Source organism: Paenibacillus endoradicis (assembly GCF_024721975.1).
In genome coordinates this window covers 145343-168480 of record NZ_JANQBB010000004.1, presented here as the reverse complement: position 1 = coordinate 168480, position 23138 = coordinate 145343, and the positions used below count along the sequence as shown (strand labels likewise).

21 protein-coding genes are annotated in these 23138 nt (G+C 35.8%); 13 read left to right on the top strand and 8 right to left on the bottom strand.

What is annotated here, in order from left to right; all coding sequences use genetic code 11:
• The first annotated feature begins 163 nt into the window (after positions 1 to 163).
• The 5 genes from NV377_RS14865 (at position 164) to NV377_RS14845 (ending at position 4876) form a co-directional block, all read left to right on the top strand.
• Complete coding sequence (locus tag NV377_RS14865) at positions 164 to 1204, top strand: LCP family protein (RefSeq protein WP_258201572.1); 1041 nt, start codon at positions 164 to 166, stop codon at positions 1202 to 1204.
• Between the two features lie 301 nt (positions 1205 to 1505).
• Entirely contained in the window at positions 1506 to 2210 is a 705-nt protein-coding gene (locus NV377_RS14860; protein WP_258201571.1) for a response regulator transcription factor, read from the top strand.
• Complete coding sequence (locus tag NV377_RS14855; protein WP_258201570.1) at positions 2211 to 3188, top strand: sensor histidine kinase; 978 nt, start codon at positions 2211 to 2213, stop codon at positions 3186 to 3188.
• A gap of 76 nt (positions 3189 to 3264) precedes the next feature.
• The gene (locus NV377_RS14850; protein ID WP_258201569.1) at positions 3265 to 4209 is read left to right on the top strand and encodes an ATP-binding cassette domain-containing protein; all 945 of its coding nucleotides are present in this window, start codon (positions 3265 to 3267) and stop codon (positions 4207 to 4209) included.
• Positions 4181 to 4876 (top strand): ABC transporter permease, encoded by a 696-nt coding sequence (locus tag NV377_RS14845; protein ID WP_258201568.1) that lies wholly within the window; start codon positions 4181 to 4183, stop codon positions 4874 to 4876. The genes NV377_RS14850 and NV377_RS14845 overlap by 29 nt, the downstream gene beginning before the upstream one ends.
• Before the next feature lie 69 nt (positions 4877 to 4945).
• Here NV377_RS14845 and NV377_RS14840 read toward each other — a convergent pair whose 3' ends face one another.
• The 3 genes from NV377_RS14840 to NV377_RS14830 all read right to left on the bottom strand — a co-directional run bounded on the left by NV377_RS14840 (position 4946) and on the right by NV377_RS14830 (position 7267).
• The gene (locus NV377_RS14840; protein ID WP_258201567.1) at positions 4946 to 5776 is read right to left on the bottom strand and encodes a MetQ/NlpA family ABC transporter substrate-binding protein; all 831 of its coding nucleotides are present in this window, start codon (positions 5774 to 5776) and stop codon (positions 4946 to 4948) included.
• 86 nt (positions 5777 to 5862) lie between these two features.
• Entirely contained in the window at positions 5863 to 6525 is a 663-nt protein-coding gene (locus tag NV377_RS14835; RefSeq protein WP_258201566.1) for a methionine ABC transporter permease, read from the bottom strand.
• Positions 6518 to 7267: a methionine ABC transporter ATP-binding protein gene (locus NV377_RS14830; protein ID WP_258201871.1), complete on the bottom strand. Its 750-nt coding sequence runs from the start codon at positions 7265 to 7267 to the stop codon at positions 6518 to 6520. The genes NV377_RS14835 and NV377_RS14830 overlap by 8 nt, the downstream gene beginning before the upstream one ends.
• 204 nt (positions 7268 to 7471) lie before the next feature.
• Between NV377_RS14830 and NV377_RS14825 the strand changes: the two genes are divergently transcribed.
• Entirely contained in the window at positions 7472 to 7960 is a 489-nt protein-coding gene (locus tag NV377_RS14825; RefSeq protein ID WP_506737370.1) for a DUF2798 domain-containing protein, read from the top strand.
• Between the two features lie 148 nt (positions 7961 to 8108).
• Here NV377_RS14825 and NV377_RS14820 read toward each other — a convergent pair whose 3' ends face one another.
• Complete coding sequence (locus tag NV377_RS14820) at positions 8109 to 8942, bottom strand: helix-turn-helix domain-containing protein (RefSeq protein ID WP_258201565.1); 834 nt, start codon at positions 8940 to 8942, stop codon at positions 8109 to 8111.
• 133 nt (positions 8943 to 9075) lie between these two features.
• On the opposite strand from NV377_RS14820, the gene NV377_RS14815 reads away from it, so the two are divergent.
• Positions 9076 to 11106 carry a beta-galactosidase gene (locus NV377_RS14815; RefSeq protein ID WP_258201564.1) on the top strand — a complete coding sequence of 677 codons (2031 nt, stop codon included), beginning with the start codon at positions 9076 to 9078 and terminating at the stop codon, positions 11104 to 11106.
• 123 nt (positions 11107 to 11229) lie between these two features.
• Here NV377_RS14815 and NV377_RS14810 read toward each other — a convergent pair whose 3' ends face one another.
• Positions 11230 to 12930, bottom strand: a complete 1701-nt coding sequence (locus tag NV377_RS14810) for an ABC transporter ATP-binding protein (RefSeq protein ID WP_258201563.1) — start codon at positions 12928 to 12930, stop codon at positions 11230 to 11232.
• 393 nt (positions 12931 to 13323) lie between these two features.
• Here NV377_RS14810 and NV377_RS14805 point away from each other — a divergent pair, with 393 nt between their 5' ends.
• The 4 genes from NV377_RS14805 to NV377_RS14790 all read left to right on the top strand — a co-directional run bounded on the left by NV377_RS14805 (position 13324) and on the right by NV377_RS14790 (position 17872).
• Positions 13324 to 14010, top strand: coding sequence for a response regulator transcription factor (locus NV377_RS14805; protein ID WP_258201562.1), 687 nt, complete (start codon positions 13324 to 13326; stop codon positions 14008 to 14010).
• The gene (locus NV377_RS14800; RefSeq protein ID WP_258201561.1) at positions 14010 to 15014 is read left to right on the top strand and encodes a sensor histidine kinase; all 1005 of its coding nucleotides are present in this window, start codon (positions 14010 to 14012) and stop codon (positions 15012 to 15014) included. The genes NV377_RS14805 and NV377_RS14800 overlap by 1 nt, the downstream gene beginning before the upstream one ends.
• A gap of 166 nt (positions 15015 to 15180) precedes the next feature.
• The gene (locus tag NV377_RS14795; RefSeq protein ID WP_258201560.1) at positions 15181 to 15942 is read left to right on the top strand and encodes an ABC transporter ATP-binding protein; all 762 of its coding nucleotides are present in this window, start codon (positions 15181 to 15183) and stop codon (positions 15940 to 15942) included.
• A complete protein-coding gene (locus NV377_RS14790) occupies positions 15932 to 17872 on the top strand; it encodes an FtsX-like permease family protein (RefSeq protein ID WP_258201559.1) in 1941 nt (646 codons plus the stop codon). Before NV377_RS14795 ends, NV377_RS14790 begins: the two co-directional genes overlap by 11 nt.
• A gap of 146 nt (positions 17873 to 18018) precedes the next feature.
• Here NV377_RS14790 and NV377_RS14785 read toward each other — a convergent pair whose 3' ends face one another.
• From NV377_RS14785 to NV377_RS14775, 3 genes are all read right to left on the bottom strand, one after another.
• Complete coding sequence (locus tag NV377_RS14785; protein WP_258201558.1) at positions 18019 to 18915, bottom strand: DMT family transporter; 897 nt, start codon at positions 18913 to 18915, stop codon at positions 18019 to 18021.
• A gap of 88 nt (positions 18916 to 19003) precedes the next feature.
• Positions 19004 to 19864, bottom strand: a complete 861-nt coding sequence (locus tag NV377_RS14780) for an NAD-dependent epimerase/dehydratase family protein (RefSeq protein ID WP_258201557.1) — start codon at positions 19862 to 19864, stop codon at positions 19004 to 19006.
• 204 nt (positions 19865 to 20068) lie between these two features.
• Positions 20069 to 20515: a DinB family protein gene (locus tag NV377_RS14775; RefSeq protein WP_258201556.1), complete on the bottom strand. Its 447-nt coding sequence runs from the start codon at positions 20513 to 20515 to the stop codon at positions 20069 to 20071.
• Between the two features lie 243 nt (positions 20516 to 20758).
• Between NV377_RS14775 and NV377_RS14770 the strand changes: the two genes are divergently transcribed.
• Positions 20759 to 22174: an MFS transporter gene (locus tag NV377_RS14770; RefSeq protein WP_258201555.1), complete on the top strand. Its 1416-nt coding sequence runs from the start codon at positions 20759 to 20761 to the stop codon at positions 22172 to 22174.
• A 381-nt stretch (positions 22175 to 22555) separates the two neighbouring features.
• Positions 22556 to 23101, top strand: coding sequence for a TetR/AcrR family transcriptional regulator (locus NV377_RS14765; RefSeq protein ID WP_258201554.1), 546 nt, complete (start codon positions 22556 to 22558; stop codon positions 23099 to 23101).
• The last annotated feature ends 37 nt before the right edge of the window (positions 23102 to 23138 follow it).

The window sequence follows — 23138 nt, the reverse complement described above, 5'->3', positions numbered from 1 at the left end:
AGCAATAAATTTGTAAGAAAAACAGCGACTCGAAGGCTCAAAAGGCTCTCGAACGCTGTTTTTTTGATTTATGCAAATGAATACGAAATGCAACTTTTAATAATCACTCAACGTCTTAATAGTTACATAATATTACAGTATATTAAAAGGAACGGTGAATTGATTGAGTACTGAAAAGCAGACGTCAAATAAACTAATAAAAGCTACTTCAAGCACTCTAATACTCATCAATAAAAAGAAGCGTAAAAAAATCATATTATATATAAGCTTAATAGTCGTACTTATCGCTGCAATATGTGGGCTAACATTCAAAAATCAAATCGCCTTTTGGCTATTTAAATCATTGTACTCCGAAGATATCGATAAAGCATTCCAGCACGCTTATGTCCCGATAGATAATGTTGAGCCACAGATAGCAATAAAAGATAAGGAGCCATTCTCATTATTATTACTAGGAGTTGATCAAAGAGAGCAGGAAGCTGCACGATCAGATGCTATAATTTATGCTGTAGTTCGACCAAATGATAGTAAATTATTGCTCGTATCAATCCCAAGAGACACCTATGTAGATATTGTAGGAAAGAATTATAAGGATAAAGTAAATGCTGCTTTTGCCTTTGGTGGTGCAAAAATGAGTATTGAGACAATTGAACAATTTTTGGGCAATCCTGCCCATTATTATGCAACGATTAACTTTAATGGTTTGATTGATGTTGTAGACACGATAGGAGGAGTAAAACTTCCTATTACAAAGGATATCGTTAATAAGAGCAAATATCATGATAAATTTACAATTGAAGCAAATAAGCCTAGATACTATGGCGTTGATGCTCTCAACTATGTCCGCTATCGTGAAGATTCTGACTTCTATCGAACGGAAAGACAACGAATTTTTATTGGTGCAATGATTAAGGAAATGATGACTATAGGAAACTTATCAAAAATAGATGATCTTATTAAAATAGGCGGAGAAAATTTTACAACAAATATGAAGGCAGACGATATAACAGATTGGGCAGAAACTTTAGTAAAGACCACGCCCGAAATATCTAACTACATGATTGATGGCTATGATGAATATATCAACAAATTATACTATTATATGCCAAGAGAGAGTAGTTTAGAGGCACTACAATTAGCAATTAAGTCATGGCTAGACCCTAAAGCAGAAGCAATAGATCTAGAGATTCTACTGCAGAAATAATAGATTTCTAGAGAGCCTTACTGCATCATAGTGGACTACTACATAGAACCCCAATAAGCTAACCTTCAATTACTAGAAGGTTAGCTTATTTTTTTGTAATATATGTTCCATTTACATCAGGTAGTGACACTCTGTATTTAATAATGTCGATTGTATCATTGCTTAGCATATTGTTATGCTAGCTCCCACTATGTGAAATCGGTTGTATGAATATAGAAATTCTACTTCTTGTAGGAAAGACCCTCCTAACGTAAAATAGGGAATAATTACTAATATTTTAACGAACTGAGGGAATTATGCTATGGAGGGAAACCTGCTTCTTATCGAGGACGATGCTGCAATAAGTACGATGGTGGTCGATTACTTAGCCAAAGAGGGCTATACAACTACAGTTGTTGATAACGGTGAACAGGCTCTCAAGCAGTTCTTGTCTAGCAGCTATGATCTGGTATTACTTGATTTAATGCTACCTAAGTTGAGTGGACTAGAAGTTTTACAGCTCATAAGGGGACAAAGCCGTGTTCCGATAGTTATTCTTTCTGCGAAAGATAACGAAGTCGAAAAAGCGCTTGGTTTACGCTTTGGAGCTGATGATTATATTACGAAGCCATTTTCGCTACTTGAACTAGCTGCACGCGTACAGGCATCCATTCGTAGGGCGACGCAATATTCGCATGTGGAACCTGAACATACACCGATTTCACAATTGCTTTCTATCGGTGAATTAACGATTGATCCCGATAACTTCAAAGTAACGAAAAAAAATCAGGAAATCAAGCTCACTTCAACTGAATTTCAAATTCTAAAGCTGTTCATTCAGAACCCAACAAGGGTCTATACGAAAGCTCTTCTATTTGAACTTATATGGAACGAAGACTATTACCGTGATGATAATGTCATTAACGTTCATATGAGACGCTTACGAGAGAAGATTGAAGATGATCCATCCAATCCACGCTACATCCGTACGCTGTGGGGAATTGGTTACCGGCTAGGAGAGATATAAGTGAACGGATTCTGGTGGATTTGGATAATTACTATAGTCGGCCTTTTATTTTTATATGTACGTGAGCGTATGATAAATCATTTTACTCGAAAAGAGTTAAATTACATAAGTGAAAAAACTAGAGAATTTACGGAGAGTAGTAACTCTCTACTTCTAGAACGTCTCCAAATTGTAACCGATGATCGCGAGTTAAGAGAATTGCTTCAATCGATCAATTCGTTGCTTGACCATTCGAGTCAGTTAGCAGCTGATTACACAAGAACGGAACGGGCTATGAGGATGATGCTTGCTAATGTATCTCATGATTTGAAGACACCACTCACAGTTATTATGGGCTATGCAGAGATGCTTACAAGAAATGCAGACTTAGCTCAGGATGAACGGCAAAGAATGCTGAATCAAGTATATAAAAAAACAGTTGAAGTGCATGAACTAATTAATGCATTTTTCGATCTAGCAAAGCTCGAGGCTGATGACTTTGATATCTCACTTTCCGTTATTGATGCGTGCGAAATATGCCGTCATCGCATATTAGCTTACTATGATCTTCTCTCTGAAGGAGAGTTCAAGGTCGATATTAATCTCCCCGATGAGGCTGTATTAGTATATGCCAATGAAGAGGCTTTATCTAGAGTTCTTGATAACCTACTTTCGAACGCTGTTCGCTATGGCGCCGATGGTGGCTACCTTGGATTATCACTTACACAGGCAGAAGGAAAGATTCTAATTGAGGTGAAGGACCGAGGACGTGGTATACCTAAGACAGATCTGTTCAGAGTTTTTGAGAGAATGTATACAATGGAAGACTCGAGAAATCGTAATATACAGGGTAGTGGACTTGGTCTTTCAATCGCCAAAAGACTCACTGAAAGATTAGGGGGACGTATCGATCTTGAGAGTGTCCCAGGTTTACATACTAGCTTTACCGTAACACTCCCAGCTACTACAACAAGAATTCCCCAAGAAAGTAAGAAATAAGTAAGGTTTACGAAATTAAAAAGTGAGATTTCCACGATATGATTACATCATGATTAAATCACGGGGAGTGAAAACAATGACAGAAATTATTCGAACGCGGTTACTTAGTAAAAATTATGGCAATGCTGATGTTTTATCTAGCGTCAACATGAGTGTTCAACGCGGTGAAATATATGGATTTCTAGGACCTAATGGTGCTGGAAAATCGACATTAATGAAAATTCTGCTTGGATTAGTTCAACCAACTAGCGGTGAAATCGAACTATTCGAGAACAGACTACACTTTGATTCAAGAGATCATTTGAAGCGAATTGGTCACTTGATAGAGATACCCGCCTTCTATGAAAAGCTGACTGCGATTCAAAACTTAGAGTTACATACAGAATATATGGGGTACTATAACAAGCATGCTATTCGCGAAGCGTTAGAAATGGTGCAACTGCTCGGTGTGGAGAACAAACCTGTAAAACAATTTTCACTTGGTATGAGACAACGACTAGGGATTGCGAGAGCAATTTCTACTCGTCCTGAACTATTATTGTTAGACGAACCTATTAATGGCTTGGATCCAGAGGGTATTCACGCCATGCGGAATTTGTTCCGTAGACTACGAGATGAATGGGGTATAACACTACTTATCTCCAGCCATGTATTGACAGAAATTGAACAAGTGGCTGATAAAATTGGGGTAATCAATAACGGAAGATTAATCCGTGAAGTATCGATGGAGACAGTACGTGCTTCTACGACCGATTATGTGGAAATTACAACATCAGATACTGTCTTAGCAGCATTCGTGTTGGAAGAAAAGCTTAAAATTAATAACTTCAGAAAAATTAGTGATCATATCATTCGTATTTATGATTCGGGTATTACACAAGAAGCGTTATCTAAGGGGCTCATCATGAATGATGTACCGATCGAGTCAATTACCCGCCGTCATCATACATTAGAGGAATACTTCTTCGATATGATTAAAGGAGGTGTTGAGCATGTTCCATCTCATCAAGCTAGAGCTTAAAAAGGGTCGTTTCAATAGCTATCTTTGGGGTTCGATGATCGCCTACGGGATTATTATTGGTTTTTTAATGCTGTTATACTTCGTGGAAGGTAAAGCACAAGTGGATCCTATTTTTCAGAGCTATCCTGAGATGTTGCAAGTGATAGATATTATGATCCGAGCGACGTTTATTATCTACGCCTCGGTGCTTTTATCCAAACTAATTATTAATGAGTTCAAAGACAAGACCATGGCTCTTCTTTTTACTTATCCAATTAGCCGTAAGAAGCTCATCTTTTCTAAGCTGTCGATTGTATTCGTCTGGACATTTGCTAATGTCATTATAGCAAACCTTATCATTGACGCTATGTTTATCGCTATTAATTCTGGTTTTGGTTATGTATCCGATGCTTTAACGAGTGATGTGTTATATCAACATGCCATTTATGTAGTAATGCAGGCTTTCGGAGCTGCGGGAATGAGCCTACTGCCGCTTGCCTTTGGTATGCGTAAGAAATCAGTTCCTGCTACGATTATATCCTCCATCCTAATCGTGTCTGTCATATGCTCAAACAATATGGGCTTTTCCTTAAGTTCCATTATAGCTATTCCATTATCACTTGCTACATTAGGAATACTACTCTCTTATCTAAGCTTTAGGAACATTGATCGGGTTGATCTGAGTTAACCAACCGATAAATAAATAAATAAAGGCGAAATTCCATTCAACTCTGAATGGAATTTCGCCTTTACTTCATTAAAACGCTGGAATAGCCGTCTCATCATAGTTTTTTTCTAAAAACTCACGTACTTCTGGACTCGTCATAGCTTCAGCTAACTTTTGAATTGACTCGGAGTCAACATTATCTTTACGTGCCACTAAAGTAATAGCAAAGTCATTTTCTACGCCTTCTGTAAGCAGTGCATCACTTTTTGGTGTTAATCCAAGTGGTTTAGCATAAGCAGGGGTCATCACGACTGCATCTGCATCATCATACATTCTCGCTAACATTAACAAGTCTAATTCTTCGAATTTATAATTTTTTGGGTTTTCAATAATATCAGCTTGCGTATAATATGTACCCGTTTTTTCTTGTAACTTGATGATATCATGTTGAGCTAACATCGCAAGTGAACGATCAACATTGGAAATGTCATTCGCGATTGCAATGACCGCCCCCTCAGGTAGTTCATCCATAGATTTATATGCTTTAGAATATACACCATAATTTGCAAAGTAAATCGATTTCACTGGAACTAGCTCAGTTTCTTTGTTTCTATTGAATTCTTCCATGTACGGAACATGTTGAAAGAAATTTGCATCTACTTCTTTTGCAGCAAGAGCGGTATTAGGTTGAACATTATCGCTTAATACAACAACTTCTAGCTTTATGCCTTGCTCAGCTAATTTTGGCTTCACAAGATCAAGAATTTCTGTCATTGGAGCAATTAATGACGCTACTTTCAAAGTTACTTCTTCATTACCTGGCACATTTCCACTAGTATTCGGCTCATTAGCATTATTCGTTTGACCACAACCAGCAACAATGAATGTAAATAACGTCATTACTAAAATCAGTTTTTTCATGTTGTATCTCTCCCTAAACTTTTTGTGAACTTTCAAAAACCGCTTCTTCGATAACAAAAAGTTACTTCGAAAGCATAAGCTTCTGTTTATCTTTTATCTATTATTCTTGATACAGTTGTCCCAATAAATTGGATGAGCTGTACCAGTATAACCATAATAATAATCATATACATCATCAAATCTGTTTTAAACTGCTGGTAACCATAACGAATAGCAAAGTCTCCGATACCACCGCCACCTACAACTCCCATAATGGTCGAGTATGAAATAAAACTAATAATCGACGTTGTTAATCCTAGAACAAGTCCAGAACGAGCCTCAACATAAAGAAATTTAAAAATAACTTCCTTAACAGATGCCCCCATTGAAATTGCTGCTTCCATCACACCTTTAGGTACGTCTAATAAAGATTGCTCCACTAATCGAGAATAATGCGCAATGGCGATAATCGCTAATGGAACGGTTGCAGCTGCTGTTCCAATGGCAGTACCAATAATTATACGTGTAAATGGTATGAGAAAAACGACTAATAATAGAAACGGGAACGAACGTATCGTATTTACTAATAAATTCAGCAGTTGAAAGCTAAATTGATTTTCAAGCAGTTGCCCTTTCCTGCAAAGGAACAGAAACGTCCCTACTGGGAGCCCAATGAGAACTGCAGCTAAAATAGAAACACCAACCATAACGAAGGTTTCTCCAATAGCCTTCATAATTTCAGCTTGATATTGAACCAATATTTCAGGCAAGATTATTCGCACCGCCCTTTATTAGTTGTTCTACAAAGCTTTGGGGGCTATGGTCTATCGTTTGAATGCCTTTTGGCTGGATGGCTAAGGTATCGTAAATTTCTCCATCTGCCATGACAGTTACACGGTGACATATACTTCTTATGACATCCATCTCATGGCTAACGATAACGATTGTAACGCCAAGACTTTTATTGATATTTTCTAATACAGCTAAAATTTCAGCGGTTGTATTAGGATCAAGCGAAGAAGTTGGCTCATCACATAATAACACTTGCGGATTATTCGCTAATGCCCGTGCAATCGCAACACGTTGCTTTTGTCCACCACTTAACTTCGCAGGGTATTGATCTATATAACTTTCCAAGCCAACAAATTGGAGACACTCCAGCACGCGGCTTCTACGGTCTTTCTGTGGAAAGTTTGCCAATTGCAAAGCTACTACCACGTTTTCATAAACGGTCTTATTGGCAATTAGATTAAAATGCTGAAAGATCATTCCGATTGATTTCCGCGCTTGACGAAGATTAGTACTGTTCAAACTTGTTAGCTGTTGGCCATTCACTTCCACTTGACCTTGATCGGGTGTTTCGAGCAAATTCATTAACCGAAGTAAGGTTGATTTCCCTGCTCCACTGGCTCCAATGATCCCATAAATTTCACCATTATTTATTGTTAACGATACAGAATTGATCGCCTGAAACTGCGAAAAGCTTTTACTAACATTATGTAATTTAATGATAACAAAAACCCCTATCTATATAATTTGAAGGGTGTTTATAACGTTTCTAAGTATAGCTCAATACGTTGGTATTGTCATGTTAGTAAGTACCGTTAGATGCTGTTAGAACATTTAAATTAATAAATTCACAAAAACGTCACTTATGAGAAAAAAATCGCTCCTATATAATCAACTCTATGCCCTTAAAAGGAAGGATGTTTTATTTTGCCAAGTAATAAAAAAGAAGGTATTATTTTTGGAATGTTTATGTGTTTTGGGATGGTTTTTATTATGAGCACTTATAACACAGCGTTACATGGATTTTCAGATTTTACAATAGGAAGTGCATTGATTCAATTTGTCATAACATTTGCCGTGGCTTTTATCGTAGAGTCAATAGTTGAACCTAGAGCGCGTAAACTTGCGTTATCGCTACCCTATGATAAATCGAAGCAAATCAACATTATATTGGCGATTGCTTTATGTATGGTTCCCTCAATGGTTCTTATTATGTCAATATACGGAGTTATTCTAAAAGCGACGTTGATTGGAGTTGAAGGTTCATATTTTATAGCATATCTTAAAACCGTTGGACTAAATATTATCGTTGCTCTACCAGCACAGTTACTCATCGTTGGGCCAATCTCTCGTTGGTTATTAGTTAATTTCGTTAAACCATCAACTCCACAGAAGCCGGAATTAACTGTCTTATAACAAGTAAAGTACGCATAAGCATGATTGTCCCATCAATTGAAGAAATAAGAACATATCTATTACTTTTTTCAGTCAGTAACCGTTCCGCTCATCTTTTTGATGTCTTGATTACCCATTCGAGTGGAGCGGTTAACTTAATCTCTGCACATTAATTCATTAACCTGAACTTCTCAGGAGTTAATTCCATCTGCTTCCGAAAGCTAGCTACAAAATGACTGACATCACGAAATCCTACATGACTTGCAATTTGAGTAATTGTTATATCTCTTTCATGTAGTAACATTTCCTTAGACTTTCTAAGTCGTAACCGAATGAGATACGCATATGGAGAAACATGAAATGCAGTTTGAAATAATGTATTCATCTGCCTTGGAGTCAGTTTCAGTACAGTTGCCATTTGTTCAAGTCCAACGTTTGGATCAGCATAATGAATTTCTAGCCAGTCCAATACTGGCTGTAACTGTACGATATGACGTTGAATCGACGTACGATTATTCATCTGTCCATGTTGCTTGAGCTGCATGAAAAAATAGTATAAGTCTGAAGATGCGTCATAGCTAGAATAATATAATTCATTATTATTGTTTACAAGCTTTTCTATTATGTTCGTAATGGTCATATGTAGCGGAGAATGCTCCTCCCAGCTAAAATAAGCTGACTGCTCTATGTTAAGTGTACGCAGAATGATATCGACATTACTGCCGCCAAACGTAATATATTGTGTGCACCATCTCTCCGTAATAGCAAAATACGTATGAGCTACATCTGGATAAAGTAAAACTCCAGCTCCTTTTGTAAGTCGGTAAGTCTTATCCTCGATGGTAAATTCGCCTTCACCCTCATAAGTTTGTAACCAATGAAAATATGTAAAGCCATCAGGACGAACCATTTTTTCTTGATCCTCGTGATGCCCGATACTCTCGATAAATATAGGAAAACCACTAATTGCAGAGGGTGCTAATTCATATCGTGTATGGATCAACTCTTTCACTCCCTTATTATCAAACTTCCATATTATTATACATGATTGAAAATATATTATATTTTAACACATTTTTTATTGTTATATACTGAGCTTATTCTTATATCTAACTTTGATAAAATGAGGTGTAGAGATGATTAATAGCAAACTACCAAAAATATGGTACGGTGGAGACTACAATCCAGAGCAATGGGACCAAGAAGTAATGGACGAAGATTTACGCATGTTCAAAATTGCTGGAATTGATGTCGCAACAGTAAACGTATTTTCTTGGGCATTGGTACAGCCTAATGAAGAAACTTATAATTTTTCACGTCTAGATGAAATTATTGATCGTTTACATGCAGATGGTGTTTACGTGTGCTTGGCAACAAGTACAGCCGCTCATCCTGCTTGGATGGCTCGCAAATATCCAGATGTATTACGTGTAGACTTTGACGGTCGCAAACGTAAATTCGGTGGCAGACATAATTCTTGCCCTAATAGCCCAACTTATCGGAAATATTCTGAAAGGTTAGCTGAGAAGCTAGCTCACCGCTATAAAGATCACGAAGCACTACTCGTTTGGCATGTTAGTAATGAGTATGGTGGATACTGTTATTGTGATAATTGTGCCGCTGGTTTCCGCACATGGCTACAGCAACGTTATATTACAATTGAACAAGTTAATAAAGTTTGGAATACAAATTTTTGGGGACATACCTTCTACGATTGGGAGGAAATTGTTCCACCTAGTGCTTTATCGGAAGAGTGGGGCACAGATCGTACTAGTTTCCAAGGAATATCGTTAGATTATCGTAGATTTATGTCAGATAGTCTCCTTGAATGCTACAAGCTAGAGTACGCAGCCATCAAAAAACATACACCTCATATTCCTGTGACAACAAATATGATGGGACTATACAAAGAGCTTGATTACTTTAAGTGGGCGAAGGAAGTAGACATCGTTTCATGGGACAATTACCCGTCACTTGATACACCTGTTAGTTTAACCTCGATGACGCATGATCTAATGAGAGGTATCAAGCAAGGAGATCCATTTATGCTGATGGAGCAAACACCAAGTCAGCAAAATTGGCAGCCGTACAATTCCTTAAAACGCCCAGGTGTAATGAAGCTTTGGAGCTATCAAGCTGTCGCGCATGGTGCAGATACTGTACTATTCTTTCAATTACGAAGATCAATTGGTGCTTGTGAAAAGTACCATGGCGCTGTTATCGAGCATGTTGGACATGAACATACAAGAGTATTCCGCGAGTGTGCTCAATTAGGACAAGAACTGTATACTTTATCGGATAAAATATTAGATAGTCGTATTAAAGCAAGAGTCGCCATTGTATTTGATTGGGAAAATCGATGGGCAATTGAGCTATCTAGTGGACCTACTATTGCCTTAAATTACGTTAATGAAGTACACAAATATTATGATGCTTTATTCCAGCAAAATGTCCAAGTCGATATGATTGGCGTAGAAGATAACTTATCGGACTATGATGTAGTTATTGCTCCTGTGCTGTATATGGTTAAGGATGGTTATTCGGATAAAGTTGAGCAATTTGTGCAAACAGGCGGTACTTTCTTAACAACTTTCTTTAGTGGAATCGTTAATGAGAACGATATCGTTACACTAGGCGGATATCCTGGTGAGCTACGTAAAGTACTAGGAATATGGGCAGAAGAAATTGATGCCTTGTTCCCTGATCAAAGTAATCAAATGGTACTACAAGATGAACTTGGAGCATTATCTGGTCAATATAACTGTAATATCGTTTGTGATTTGATCCATGCCGAAGGTGCAGAAGTAAAAGCTGTTTACGGTAGTGAATTTTATAAAGGTATGCCTGCACTGACAGTCAATCAATTTGGCACAGGTCAAGCATGGTATGTGGCAACTAGTCCTGAGCCAGCATTTCTACAGGGGTTATTAGCTCATATTTGTGAGGCTAAAGGAATTAGTGCACCTATCACACCTATTTCAGGTGTTGAGGTATCTACAAGAGTGTCTCCGCAAGGACAGCCGTTACTATTTATACTGAATCATAATGATACAGCTGTACAGGTTGAATTAGGTCAATGGCATGGAATAGAGCTTATTAGCGGAAATGCAGTAGAGCAGCAACTAACTCTTGACGCTAAAGCAGTATGTATTATTGAAACGAAGTAATACAGCATCTGTTAAGCAACCTATTCAGATAAAAGGTGAATTGAACCACCTAATCTGAATATAACATTGAAAGGCACCTAATAAGGGTGCCTTTCGTTATTTCCATATAGTAAGATATCCAGATTAATTAAGCATTTTTCGATTCCATAACGCTTTGTATAAATCATTATGTTCTATTAAGTAATCATAATTCCCCTCACCCATAATAGAGCCATTCTCCACAACGAGGATCTTATCAACGTCTCTTATAAAATCTAACCGATGAGCAACAATGATTATTGTTTTATCCTTACATTCGTTCAAAATCGTTTCCATTATACTTTTCTCGGTGAGATTATCTAGTGCCGATACAGGTTCATCAAGTATTAGCACATTTCTTCTTTGAAAAAGTATTCTCGCGAATGCTAGTCGTTGTCTTTCTCCTCCCGATAATTTCACACCTTTCTCACCGATCAAAGTATCCAATTTTTCTGGTAAATTTAATATTTTCTCTTTTAAATGAACTTTTTCCAAAATACTATAGATCTCTTCGTCTGAAATCTTATGATCAAATACAATATTTCCTCTAATTGAAGTATCAAAAATCGGAGTTTCTTGCGATAAATAAGAAATATGATCATAATAACTGTTTAGATTAATATCATCTATCTCTAAATTATCCAACAAAATATTACCTTCCGTTTTCTTTAATAACCCTACAATTAATTTAATGATTGTGGACTTTCCACCGCCACTTACTCCAACAAAAGCAACCGATGTGCCTCGTTCAATCGAAAAAGATATATTGTTCAATATATTGAGACTCCCATAATTAAAGAAAACATCTCTAAACTCAATGTTACCTTGTAGTTCAATAACCTTATGCCCCAATTCCAAATTCCTATCTTCTGGAGCATTAATAAAATCGTCAAACCGATCGTAAGTAACCTTATTAAGCTTATAATCCACAAATAGAATATTAAAAATTGCAATTGGGGAATAAATCTTATCAATAAACATAAACAATGCCACGACTATCCCAAGCGATATATCACCTGCTAACATACTTTTTATTCCGTAAATTATAACTATGACTTTTATAACAGTAATAAATAACTCAAAAATAGCAAAAAAAGATTCATGTATCATTTTCAATTGTGAACTGCTTTTTATAATATTACGTGCAGTAACACTTAATTTATTAATCTCTGTATCATATCTTTTGTTGGTTCTAAAGACTACTAACTCCATAAATCCACGTATCGAATATCTAGACATATTTTCTTGTGCTTTAAGTATCGTAGATTTTATGTTGTACAAATATTTCAATAGTATATTCGTTACAAGAAAGACAACTACATATCCTACTGCAATCACTACCATAATTCTTATGTCATAGAAACTAATGAAAAATAAGCTAAATATAATTGTTGGTAATAATTCATAAAGGGTTCTGAGAAAAAAAGAATAAATAATACTGTTTCCAGCGAACGCTCCATTCTCAATAACCTTTATCATTTGTCCTGTACCAATATGTTGATATGCTTGATAATCAATTCTAGATATTTTCGATAATGCCATAATTTTCAATCTTTCTGTTATACTATTTGATAAATGTACACTAGGGTATTCGGCGAAGTAGTTAAGTGTAGCCATCCCACCTAACAGTATTGCATAGCAAATAATTAAGGAAGATACGTCACTAAAACTATTGATTACCAATGTGATATCGAGGATTTTTTGAAACAGCACAATACTTAAACTACTTAATAATTGTATTGTGAATCCTAGCAAAATATAAACAACTATCCACCATTTTAGGTGAAGCACAATCTTTTTCAACATAATCGTTACGCTCCAATCTTTCAAATGAGTATAAAAAAACCAAGCAACTCATCACATTTCAACATTTAAAAACCATAAATAGATGGTCATTCATGTTAAATAGTGTAAGTGCCTGGCTCTAAAAATGACTCCCGACACCGTTCAAATATCTAGTCAGTATACAATCAAAAGGACATACTATCCCCTTTGATAGCTGGTACGCGTTTCACCCAGCCCGATAACTAGTTACTTCGAACGATACGGATAGACATCCATTTCACCTCATATAAAAGATTATTCATATTGTATCCATTATATAGTAACAAATCAATATAAATGGAATTAATCTCTGTAGCATAGAAAATAGTTTTGCTATAATCTTTAAATAATAAAACACGAAGTGTGGTGAATCCATTGTTTAAATTGATGTTAATTGAAGATGATGAAACTCTATTTAATGAAATCAAAGATAGATTTACGCAATGGTCTTATGATGTATACGGCATTCAAGATTTTAGTATGGTGATGGAACAATTTATAGCTATAAAACCCGATTTGGTTATCATTGATATTCAGCTTCCAAAGTTTGATGGGTTTCATTGGTGCCGAATGATTCGGTCTCATTCAAACGTTCCTATTATATTTTTATCTTCCCGTGATCATCCAACTGACATGGTGATGTCAATGCAACTCGGAGCTGATGATTTTATTCAAAAACCGTTTCATTTTGAAGTATTGGTTGCTAAAGTACAAGCCATTCTTCGCCGTGTATATAATTATAATACGGAACCAATAACACTAAAAACATGGCGCGGTGCAACGGTTGATTATGAGAAAAATATCGTTACCAATGAGGTAGGATCCATTGAATTAACTAAGAATGAAATATATATACTAAAACTACTGATTACGAAAAAAAATAAGATTGTTAGTCGAGAAGAAATAATAACAAGCTTATGGGACGATGAACGCTTTGTAAGTGATAACACTTTAACGGTAAATCTAAATCGCTTACGAAAAAAACTAGATGAGCTTGGTTTAGGGCGGTTTATCGAAACAAAAACTGGGCAAGGTTATATCGCAATGGAAGAGGCACACTAATGGTTATAACATTTTTACGTGAACGGTGGAGCTGGATCGCTCTATTTGTATTCCAGCAACTTCTTATTATCTTTATTGCTTATATTGATGCGACAATCTCATTCAAACCCATTCTCTATATGGTCTTTTTAACAACGATGGTTTTTATCTTCTTTTTAATCATTCGCTACAACAAAGAAACAAAATTTTATAGAAGCCTAGAGGAATGGGAGAATAATCTTGATTTATCAGCTATCAATCAACCTAATAGTCCTTTTGAAAAAATAGTCGAACAAAGCATTTCCGATCAAACTGAGCATTTGAGACTGATAGCTATGCAAAATCGTATTCTGTTAGAGCAGGAGCAAGACGAACTTTTGTCTTGGATTCATGAAGTTAAAACACCATTAACGGCTATGCATTTAATGATTGAACGATTAGAAGATAAAACATTAAAAGCTCATTTAACTTATGAATGGCTCAGAATTCATTTGCTCTTGGACCAACAGCTACATCAGAAGCGTCTATTATTTATAGAAAATGATTTATATATAGAAACGTTTGATTTAAAATCGCTAGTTTTCAAAGAAATTAAATCATTACAGTCATGGTGCATTCAAAAAGGAATTGGCTTTGACATTCAGTTAGAACTAACGGAAGTTGTTAGCGATGCTAAATGGGTGTCCTTCATTATCCGACAACTTTTAACGAATTCCATTAAATATAGTGAAGCACAGGATATTATCATTCAAAGCTATGAGCACAATAATCAAACTCACTTACGAATAAAAGACTTTGGGCGTGGGATTGATGCCAAAGATATTCCTCGAATTTTTGATAAAGGCTTTACATCAACGACAAAACATCATGATAATTCATCGACAGGCATGGGCTTATATCTAACAAAGAAAGCAGCAGATTCGTTGCTCATACATATTGATGTAGAGTCGGTGCGAAATACAAGCACAACCTTTACTTTAACGTTTCCAAAAAACAATGATTTCGTTACTATTGTAAGCATGTGACAATAATGTCACATGCTTTTGTATTTTGTTAGGTAAATGAAAGGCAAAGAACGTGATCCCTTTTTATAATTAAGTTATTAACTATAGCTTATGCTTCTGAGGTAACTTTTTATTATCGAAGAAGTAATTTGGGAAAGTATATAAAAAGTTTTAAGGAGATTTCGATATGAATATTTTAGAGGCCAATAAAATTGCTAAAAGCTTTGGAAATAAATCGAATAAAGAAGAAGTATTAAAGGGAATTGACATTACCATTAAAAAAGGTGAATTCGTTAGTATTATGGGAGCATCCGGATCTGGGAAAACAACACTCCTCAATGTCCTTTCCTCCATTGATAAAGTTAGTTATGGAACGATCAAAATAAACAACCTTGAAATGACAAAAATGAAAGAAAAACAACTAGCCGAATTCCGAAAAAAATATTTAGGCTTTATCTTTCAAGAATACAATTTATTAGACACGTTAACGGTGAAAGAGAACATTCTATTGCCATTATCGATAACAAAAACACCAAAAAGAGAAGCGAATCAAAGGTTTAAGGAAGTCGCTACAGAGCTTGGAATTTATGATCTGAAAGATAAGTATCCCAATGAAATTTCAGGCGGGCAAAAACAACGTACGTCAGCAGCTAGAGCTTTTATTCATGAGCCAAGCATTATTTTCGCTGACGAACCCACCGGTGCACTTGATTCAAAGTCTGCTTCTGATCTATTAAACAAACTAAGTGAATTAAACCAAAAACGTAACTCTACCATTATTATGGTCACTCATGATCCAATTGCTGCAAGCTATTGTAATCGAGTCATCTTTATAAAAGATGGACAAATTTATACGCAGCTTACTAGAGGTGAACAAGAACGACAATCCTTCTTTACCGATATTATGAAAACGCAAGGTGTATTGGGTGGGGTGCACTATGAACATTAATCAGCTCATCTTTCAAAATCTGAAAAAAAATCTTAAAAATTATTATCTTTATGTATTTGCACTAGTCTTTAGTGTTGCCCTTTATTTTGCTTTTGTCACACTGCAATACGATTCATCAATGGATGAAGTTGAAGGTTCTATTAAAGGTGCAGCAGCTATTAAAACTGCCTCAGTGCTCCTTGTTCTAATTGTCTCAATCTTCCTGTTATATGCCAATAATATTTTTATTAAAAGACGGAGTAAGGAAGTTGGTCTATTACAACTAATAGGAATGACAAAAAATAAAATCTTTCGCATGTTAAGTGTAGAGAATTTAATACTTTATTTCATTTCCTTATTCATTGGGATATTTGTTGGATTTTCCTTTTCAAAATTAATTATTATGATCTTATTTAAAACGATTGGTATCGAAGCCATCGCCCAGCTAAATTTTTCTAAACAAGCGTTTAATCAAACTATCATTGTTTTTTGTGTGATCTACCTGTTTATTATGATGATGAACTATACATTTATTAGAAGGCAAACGATATTGTCGCTGTTTAGAGTGACATCATCAACAGAAGGTAAAATAAAGAAAACTTCTTTCCTTGAAATGCTGATCGGTATATTTGGTATTTCATTAATCTTGTTAGGATACTATGTGTCGACCAAATTATTTGGTGGAGACTTTACATCGATGATGGAATTATTTCTAGCAATGAGCTTTATTCTCAGCTCTGTCATTATTGGAACATTCTTTTTCTATAAAGGGTCCGTCCGCTTTATTGCTAACATTATAAGGAAAAGTAAAGGCGGGTATTTAAATATTAATGAAGTACTATCTCTTTCATCGATTATGTTTCGAATGAAATCGAATGCCTCATTATTAACAATTATTACGACCGTTTCCGCACTTGCTATCGGATTATTATCTTTAAGTTATATTGCTTATTACTCAGCAGAAAAATCAGCCATTAATAATGTACCTGCAAACTTTTCGATGACGAACATAGAAGATGCCGAGCAATTTAAGTTGGCTTTAGGTGAAAAGGATATTACATTTAATGAAAATATAATTGATGTCATTCAAATGAAAATTGATGCTCGAAATATTTTAGATGCAAACCTAAGTGAATTAAATATCGAGCCGGATTCAATGACCATTTCTGTCATTAGTGATCAAAGCGTCGAAGATATTGATGTATCTGCTGATGAAACGATTCTCACCGGTTATAATGATTTGCTACAAAAGTTTATGTCCTTAAAAAAATCTGGTCCAATCAAATTAATAGGAGAACATGAAGTTATTCCTCAACAATATGTAGGATTAAGAAACGACTACGTTATTTCATATAATTTCACAGATGGCGGACTGCCCGTTGCCATTGTTGACGAATCGGTATTTCAACGTCTACAGCAAGATATTGATCCAACAATACAAAAACCATCATCATTATATATAGGAATTAATATTAACGATGACAGTCAAATTAAAGAAGCAAATGAAATTTTTCTAGCTTCAGATTTTAGTGAAGCTAACTTTTCCCGTCTTGAAATGAGCACTAATCAAAAGACAAATATGGGTCTAATTATGTTTATTATTGGCTTCTTAGGGCTAACTTTTCTCATTACTTCTGGATGTATTCTTTATTTTAAACAAATGGATGAAAGTGAAGATGAAAAACCGAGTTACACCATTTTGCGGAAACTAGGTTACACCCAAGGTGACTTGCTAAGGGGGATTCGGGCAAAGCAACTTTACAATTTTGGAATTCCTTTAATCGTCGGACTCTTCCATAGCTATTTTGCCGTTCAATCAGGTTGGTTCTTATTCGGAACTGAAGTTTGGACACCAATGATTATCGTTATGTTATTATATACCGTACTGTATTCCATTTTCGGCATATTATCTGTTCTCTATTATAAAAAAGTAATTAAAGCTGCACTATAAAACTACAATTAAAGGCTTTCCCTCAATCATATTGCAGTAGCGATAATTAAAAATAGCGTTTCTAAAGCCCAAAAGGCTTAGAAACGCTATTTTCCGTTATTCATATCCTGTGTTGATTTGATATTCTCAAACAAAATAACACTATGTTATGGATGATTTAATGTTGATGACTTTCTAACTCTCGCATGTGGCATCTTAAAATTCATTAGTATGATTCCCGCAACGAATATTAATGTACCGATTATAATGTAAATAGTAATTGGGTCATTAAAAAATAAATATGACCACAATATTGCAAACAGGACGGTGCTATTTCCTACAATTGCTACGACGGCAAAAGGTACTTTCTTAATTGCTTCTGCGAACCAGAAAAAGCTTAGACCTGTAATTACGCCAAGCAGTACTAAAGCTCCACACGCCCATACGGTTATCGGTCCGATAACACCATGAGATTGTATCGGCATTGGAACAGCAACGATTAATGTACTCATCATGAAGACAGATAAGTTCATATTCCCGTTGTCCATAGTCTTTAGCAGCATACGCTGGCTGAGTACGTGTACAGCAGCACCGATTCCGGCAAGTGTAAACAACAGTGTCGTTAATCCTCCTCCACTCATAAGTTCATCAAGCGGCGTTCCATTCCAACCCACTACAATTACACCAGCTACGCAAAATGCTGCCGAAATCCAACCTTTAATTGATATTTTCTCCTTAAACAACAGTCCCGCCGCAAACAACAATACAACGGTCTGAACAGGTTGAACGAGAATATTACCGTAGGAGTAGCCGATTTTTAGCGCTATATTTTCAAGCATATAATTAACTGCTTTCGCTATTGCCCCAATCCAAATCCATTTCAATCCCACCCGAATTTGCAGCTTACCATCACGTACATAGAGAAAGATGATAAGACAGATGACACCGAAGAAAAAACGAGCGAACGAGATAATTGAGCTATCTACCATTGTCGACGCTGTTTTGACTAGAACTCCAACAAAGCTCCATGCTAATGTCGCTAGTAGGAGTAGAAAATAACCCACGAAGTAACACCTTCTCTGAGATAGATTTACGAAAAAGAGATTGTCCCTCTCATACTAACATGAGATAGAACAACCTCCTACTTATCCATTACTTTTCAAGTTGCTCACGCCACTTGTATTTCGGCTCCCAGCCAAGTAATTTCATTGCTTTTTCACTATTAAGTAGCGCTTCATGCCCTTCAAGTGGAGCACGGAAATCAGTAACCTCAGAATAACGTGCAGCCATTAGCTCGCGGCTAGGTACAGCCATACTCGTCTCATTCGATCCGAGATTAAGCGCAACAGAACCAAGTCCTTCTGCTTCAATCGCTAGTCGACAAGCTTCAGCAGCATCCCGAGTATCGATATAGCTCCACAAAATGCGTTCGCGTTCTTCGGGATTATTAATCCATGACGGGAACTTCTCATACCACTCCGGAGGAATAACGTTGCCTAAACGAAGTGACACGACTTGAATACCGGATCTACGGTGGAACATATCTGCAGTTAACTCACCTACAATTTTCGACAAACCGTAGCTATCCTGTGGAAGTTGCGGATGTGCTTCATCCATTGGCACATATTGTGGACCAAACGGATGAACAGCGAAGCAAATACCGTATGAAGATTCGCTAGAAGCAACAACAACCTTCTTAATTCCGAGTCCTGAAGCCGCTTCCAAAACATTGTAAGTAGCCATCACATTATTACGGAATGTCACCTCTGGTGGTACCATTCCTGCTCTTGGAATTGCCGCCATATGAATAACTGCATAAGCACCAGCCAGTGCACCATATGTTTGTCCCAAATCTTCAAGATCAACGATTAACGTGGGACAAATAGACTCCTCTGGTTGACGTGTATCGACGTTCAGTACATTATATCCATGTTCCACCAAATGTTTAACTACCCAGCGGCCCAACATACCACTTCCACCAGTTACAACTACTTTCTTCGCTTGATTAGTCATCTAAATTATTCCCTCCATATTTTAATTGCTTGAAATGTACAAAAAAATATTTCTATTCATTACTTTCTCCCCGCCCAAACGGAGTAAAGCATTTTGTTTATACGGGTATCACATCTAGATTAACAGACTTTGTTTATTCAGTAAACAAAGAAATATTATAAGCCCATTCTATTATGTCAGAATGGGCTTATTAACGTACCTTATTTATCTTACAAATACAATATAGTCCGTACTAACGGGGTCACATCCAGCTTGCCTGAGCCGCATATTAATTTGTCCTCGATGATACTGACCATGAAGTGCTACATGAGTTAAAATTTCTCGTATCGAACTGTTAAACTGTTCCCCTTTACTATTGGAGTATGTTATTACATTATCTAGATCTGTATGTGCTAATTGATTGAGAAACGTTGTGTAGCTTTCTACATTTTGTTGACTAAGATTTGTACATGCTGCAAGATCACCATCAGACCAGATTGGCAATTTTGAACTATCCTTTCCTTGCAATCTAGTTATCCATACTTGTTCTGCACATAAAATATGAAGAAAAAGACGTACCTGTTGGTCGTCTGCTTTACAATTTTGCAAAGTTTCTAGAATACGTTGATTTGCCCAGTGCAAATGTTTAAACATATTTTGTATTGTTTTCAATCATTCAACCTCCCACTTGATTAAGCATCTATTTAATATGTATTCTATAAGAGCATTTCAATCCCTTGTTACAGTTAACTACCGTTTCCCCTACTCTTTTCGATTAGATATGAAAGATATATGAAACCGTTTTCAAAATTAGTTGCATATACTACTGATAGAAAATATTGATTCTTATAACGTTTTTTATAATATTTTACAATATAAAAGAAGAATAGTTCACACTAGGAGGACAGAAACATAATGAGTATGACTCAATTAGAAACCACACAAACTGTCAAAGTACAAGGACAAACTAAACGTCCATTTGGGTTAAGAGATAAATTCGGATATTTATTAGGCGATTGTGGAAACGATTTCTTTTTTCTGTTAGTTAGTAGTTACTTAATGATTTTCTATACTGATGTATTTCATATTAATGCTGCAGCAGTAGGTGTAATCTTCTTTATTGCACGTCTATGGGATGGTTTTGCAGATGTCGCATGGGGGAGATATATTGACTCAAGAGGCACAACTAAACACGGAAAATTTAAACCATGGATTCTCAGAATGTCTCTACCTCTTGTAGTAACTGGTATATTGATGTTCGTCCATATTCCAGGTATGTCGAATGGCTTCTATCTAGCGTGGGCTTTCGTCACTTATATTGTTTGGGGAACATTATATAGTACAGTAAGTATTCCTTATGGATCAATGGCTTCTGTCATTACCAATGACCCCGTTGAACGAACGACTTTATCAACTTGGAGAACAACAGGTTCCATGTTGGCTGGTATACTTATCGGTGTTCTTGCACCACTAATTATATTTGTCGATAACAAACTTGATGCCAACCGTTTATTTATGACAGCCGTTATTTTTGCTGTTATTGCAATTGCTTGTTATTTTGCATGTTTCAAATTAACAACGGAACGTGTTGTAGTCCAATCAACTGAAAAGAAAAAAGGAAATTTCGGGCGATCATTTAAACATCTAATGAAAAACAAACCTTTCATTTGGGTAGTAACTTCAATGCTTATCGTTACAGTAAGTTCATTACTAGTAAATACGGTTAATACGTACTTATTCAAAGAGTATTTTAGTAACACAGAAGCATTGAGTTTGGTAGGTCTTGTACAAATTGCTACAATGATAGTTGCAGTACCGTTAGTTAAGCCACTTGTAAAAAGATTTGGTAAAAAAGAAATTTCAGCTGCTGGTCTGTTAATTTCAGCGCTTACTTACCTGCTTCTATTCTTCTTAAAAGATTTAACGGCTATTCAATTTATTCTTATTTCAAGTGTCTCAATGTTTTCATTTTCTTTCTTTGGCTTAACAAGTTGGGCATTTATTACAGACGTTATCGATTATCATGAATATTCGACTGGACTTCGTGAAGATGCAACCGTTTTCTCATTTACAGCAATGACTAGAAAAGTTGGACAAGCTCTAGCTGGTGGTATTGGTGGTTTCGCCATTGCCCTTGTTGGATATGATGCAACACTAGATGTACAGACAGAAGCTTCGCTGAGTGGTATTTATTCTCTTTCGACGTTAGTACCAGGGATTATGTATTTTATGATTTTCATACTATTAGGAGTTTTTTATCCACTAAATAAACAGCGTACAAATCAGTTAGCCATTGATTTAGCTGAAAAGAGAAAATTAGAACAACAGTAAATAACAATCAAGCGATAGAAGAATCTAACATAGTCAATTAAACAACTTAAAATAGGAAGGTTGCTCTGAAAGTCGGTACCATTTCGACTTTCAGAGCAACCCTTTTTTTTGAGAGTTATTAGACGGCCCTTTCCTCGTGAGGAATTATTATTTAATAAACTACGATGTACCATTCGCAACTCCTCACCTTATATACTCACTTCCTGAGCGGCTGTAACACCGATTATGAACTTGAATTATTACGATAAATATTTACATTGTAGAAATAAATCCAATAAACAATTTGTGATAGAATAGAGATAAAGAGTAATTCTTGCTAATATTTTGACAATACAGATGCGTTTCATACACAGATGTTACTAGTAGGAAGGTCGTTGAATCATGATAGATAAAAGAGTTTACAAAACGAATATTATTATCACCAATGCTTTTAAACAACTTATAGAAACAAAACGGATTGAAAAAATTACGATAAAAGAACTTACCGATTTATCTATGATTAACAAAACTACTTTCTATCGACACTATGAAGATATATATGCATTGGTGGATCATATCGAGAATGAATTAGTAAACAAGTATATTTCTGATTTAGATGATATTTTGACTATTTTTACTGATCCTGTTCAATATGTAAATATAATAACTACTACCTTTAGATCACTTCAACCTTTAAGTACACATCTGATTAGACATGCCCGCAAAGAAGTGTTCTTTAGAAAAATTGCAGATGCTAATTTAAAGGAAATATATAGACAACGTCCTGATCTAGAAGGTGACGACAAATTCAAAATAACGTTTGAGTATCTGAATGGCGGACTTTCTTCCATTGGACTCGATTATTTAAACACTGCCGAAAAAGAATCGGAAGCTCATCATACCATTGCAAACATTATTAAAAACACACTTGCAGATTATAACCAATAACACTTAATAAAATTTCAGTATAAGTTATATATGCACA

What these genes read in the sequence shown, in the direction of transcription:
- NV377_RS14800 (WP_258201561.1), top strand. Translation starts at nt 14,010, where the DNA reads ATGGTTATAACATTTTTACGTGAACGGTGGAGCTGGATCGCTCTATTT.
- NV377_RS14845 (WP_258201568.1), top strand. Translation starts at nt 4,181, where the DNA reads ATGTTCCATCTCATCAAGCTAGAGCTTAAAAAGGGTCGTTTCAATAGC.
- NV377_RS14850 (WP_258201569.1), top strand. Translation starts at nt 3,265, where the DNA reads ATGACAGAAATTATTCGAACGCGGTTACTTAGTAAAAATTATGGCAAT.
- NV377_RS14770 (WP_258201555.1), top strand. Translation starts at nt 20,759, where the DNA reads ATGAGTATGACTCAATTAGAAACCACACAAACTGTCAAAGTACAAGGA.
- NV377_RS14780 (WP_258201557.1), bottom strand. Translation starts at nt 19,864, where the DNA reads ATGACTAATCAAGCGAAGAAAGTAGTTGTAACTGGTGGAAGTGGTATG.
- NV377_RS14815 (WP_258201564.1), top strand. Translation starts at nt 9,076, where the DNA reads ATGATTAATAGCAAACTACCAAAAATATGGTACGGTGGAGACTACAAT.
- NV377_RS14790 (WP_258201559.1), top strand. Translation starts at nt 15,932, where the DNA reads ATGAACATTAATCAGCTCATCTTTCAAAATCTGAAAAAAAATCTTAAA.
- NV377_RS14795 (WP_258201560.1), top strand. Translation starts at nt 15,181, where the DNA reads ATGAATATTTTAGAGGCCAATAAAATTGCTAAAAGCTTTGGAAATAAA.
- NV377_RS14765 (WP_258201554.1), top strand. Translation starts at nt 22,556, where the DNA reads ATGATAGATAAAAGAGTTTACAAAACGAATATTATTATCACCAATGCT.
- NV377_RS14840 (WP_258201567.1), bottom strand. Translation starts at nt 5,776, where the DNA reads ATGAAAAAACTGATTTTAGTAATGACGTTATTTACATTCATTGTTGCT.
- NV377_RS14810 (WP_258201563.1), bottom strand. Translation starts at nt 12,930, where the DNA reads ATGTTGAAAAAGATTGTGCTTCACCTAAAATGGTGGATAGTTGTTTAT.
- NV377_RS14860 (WP_258201571.1), top strand. Translation starts at nt 1,506, where the DNA reads ATGGAGGGAAACCTGCTTCTTATCGAGGACGATGCTGCAATAAGTACG.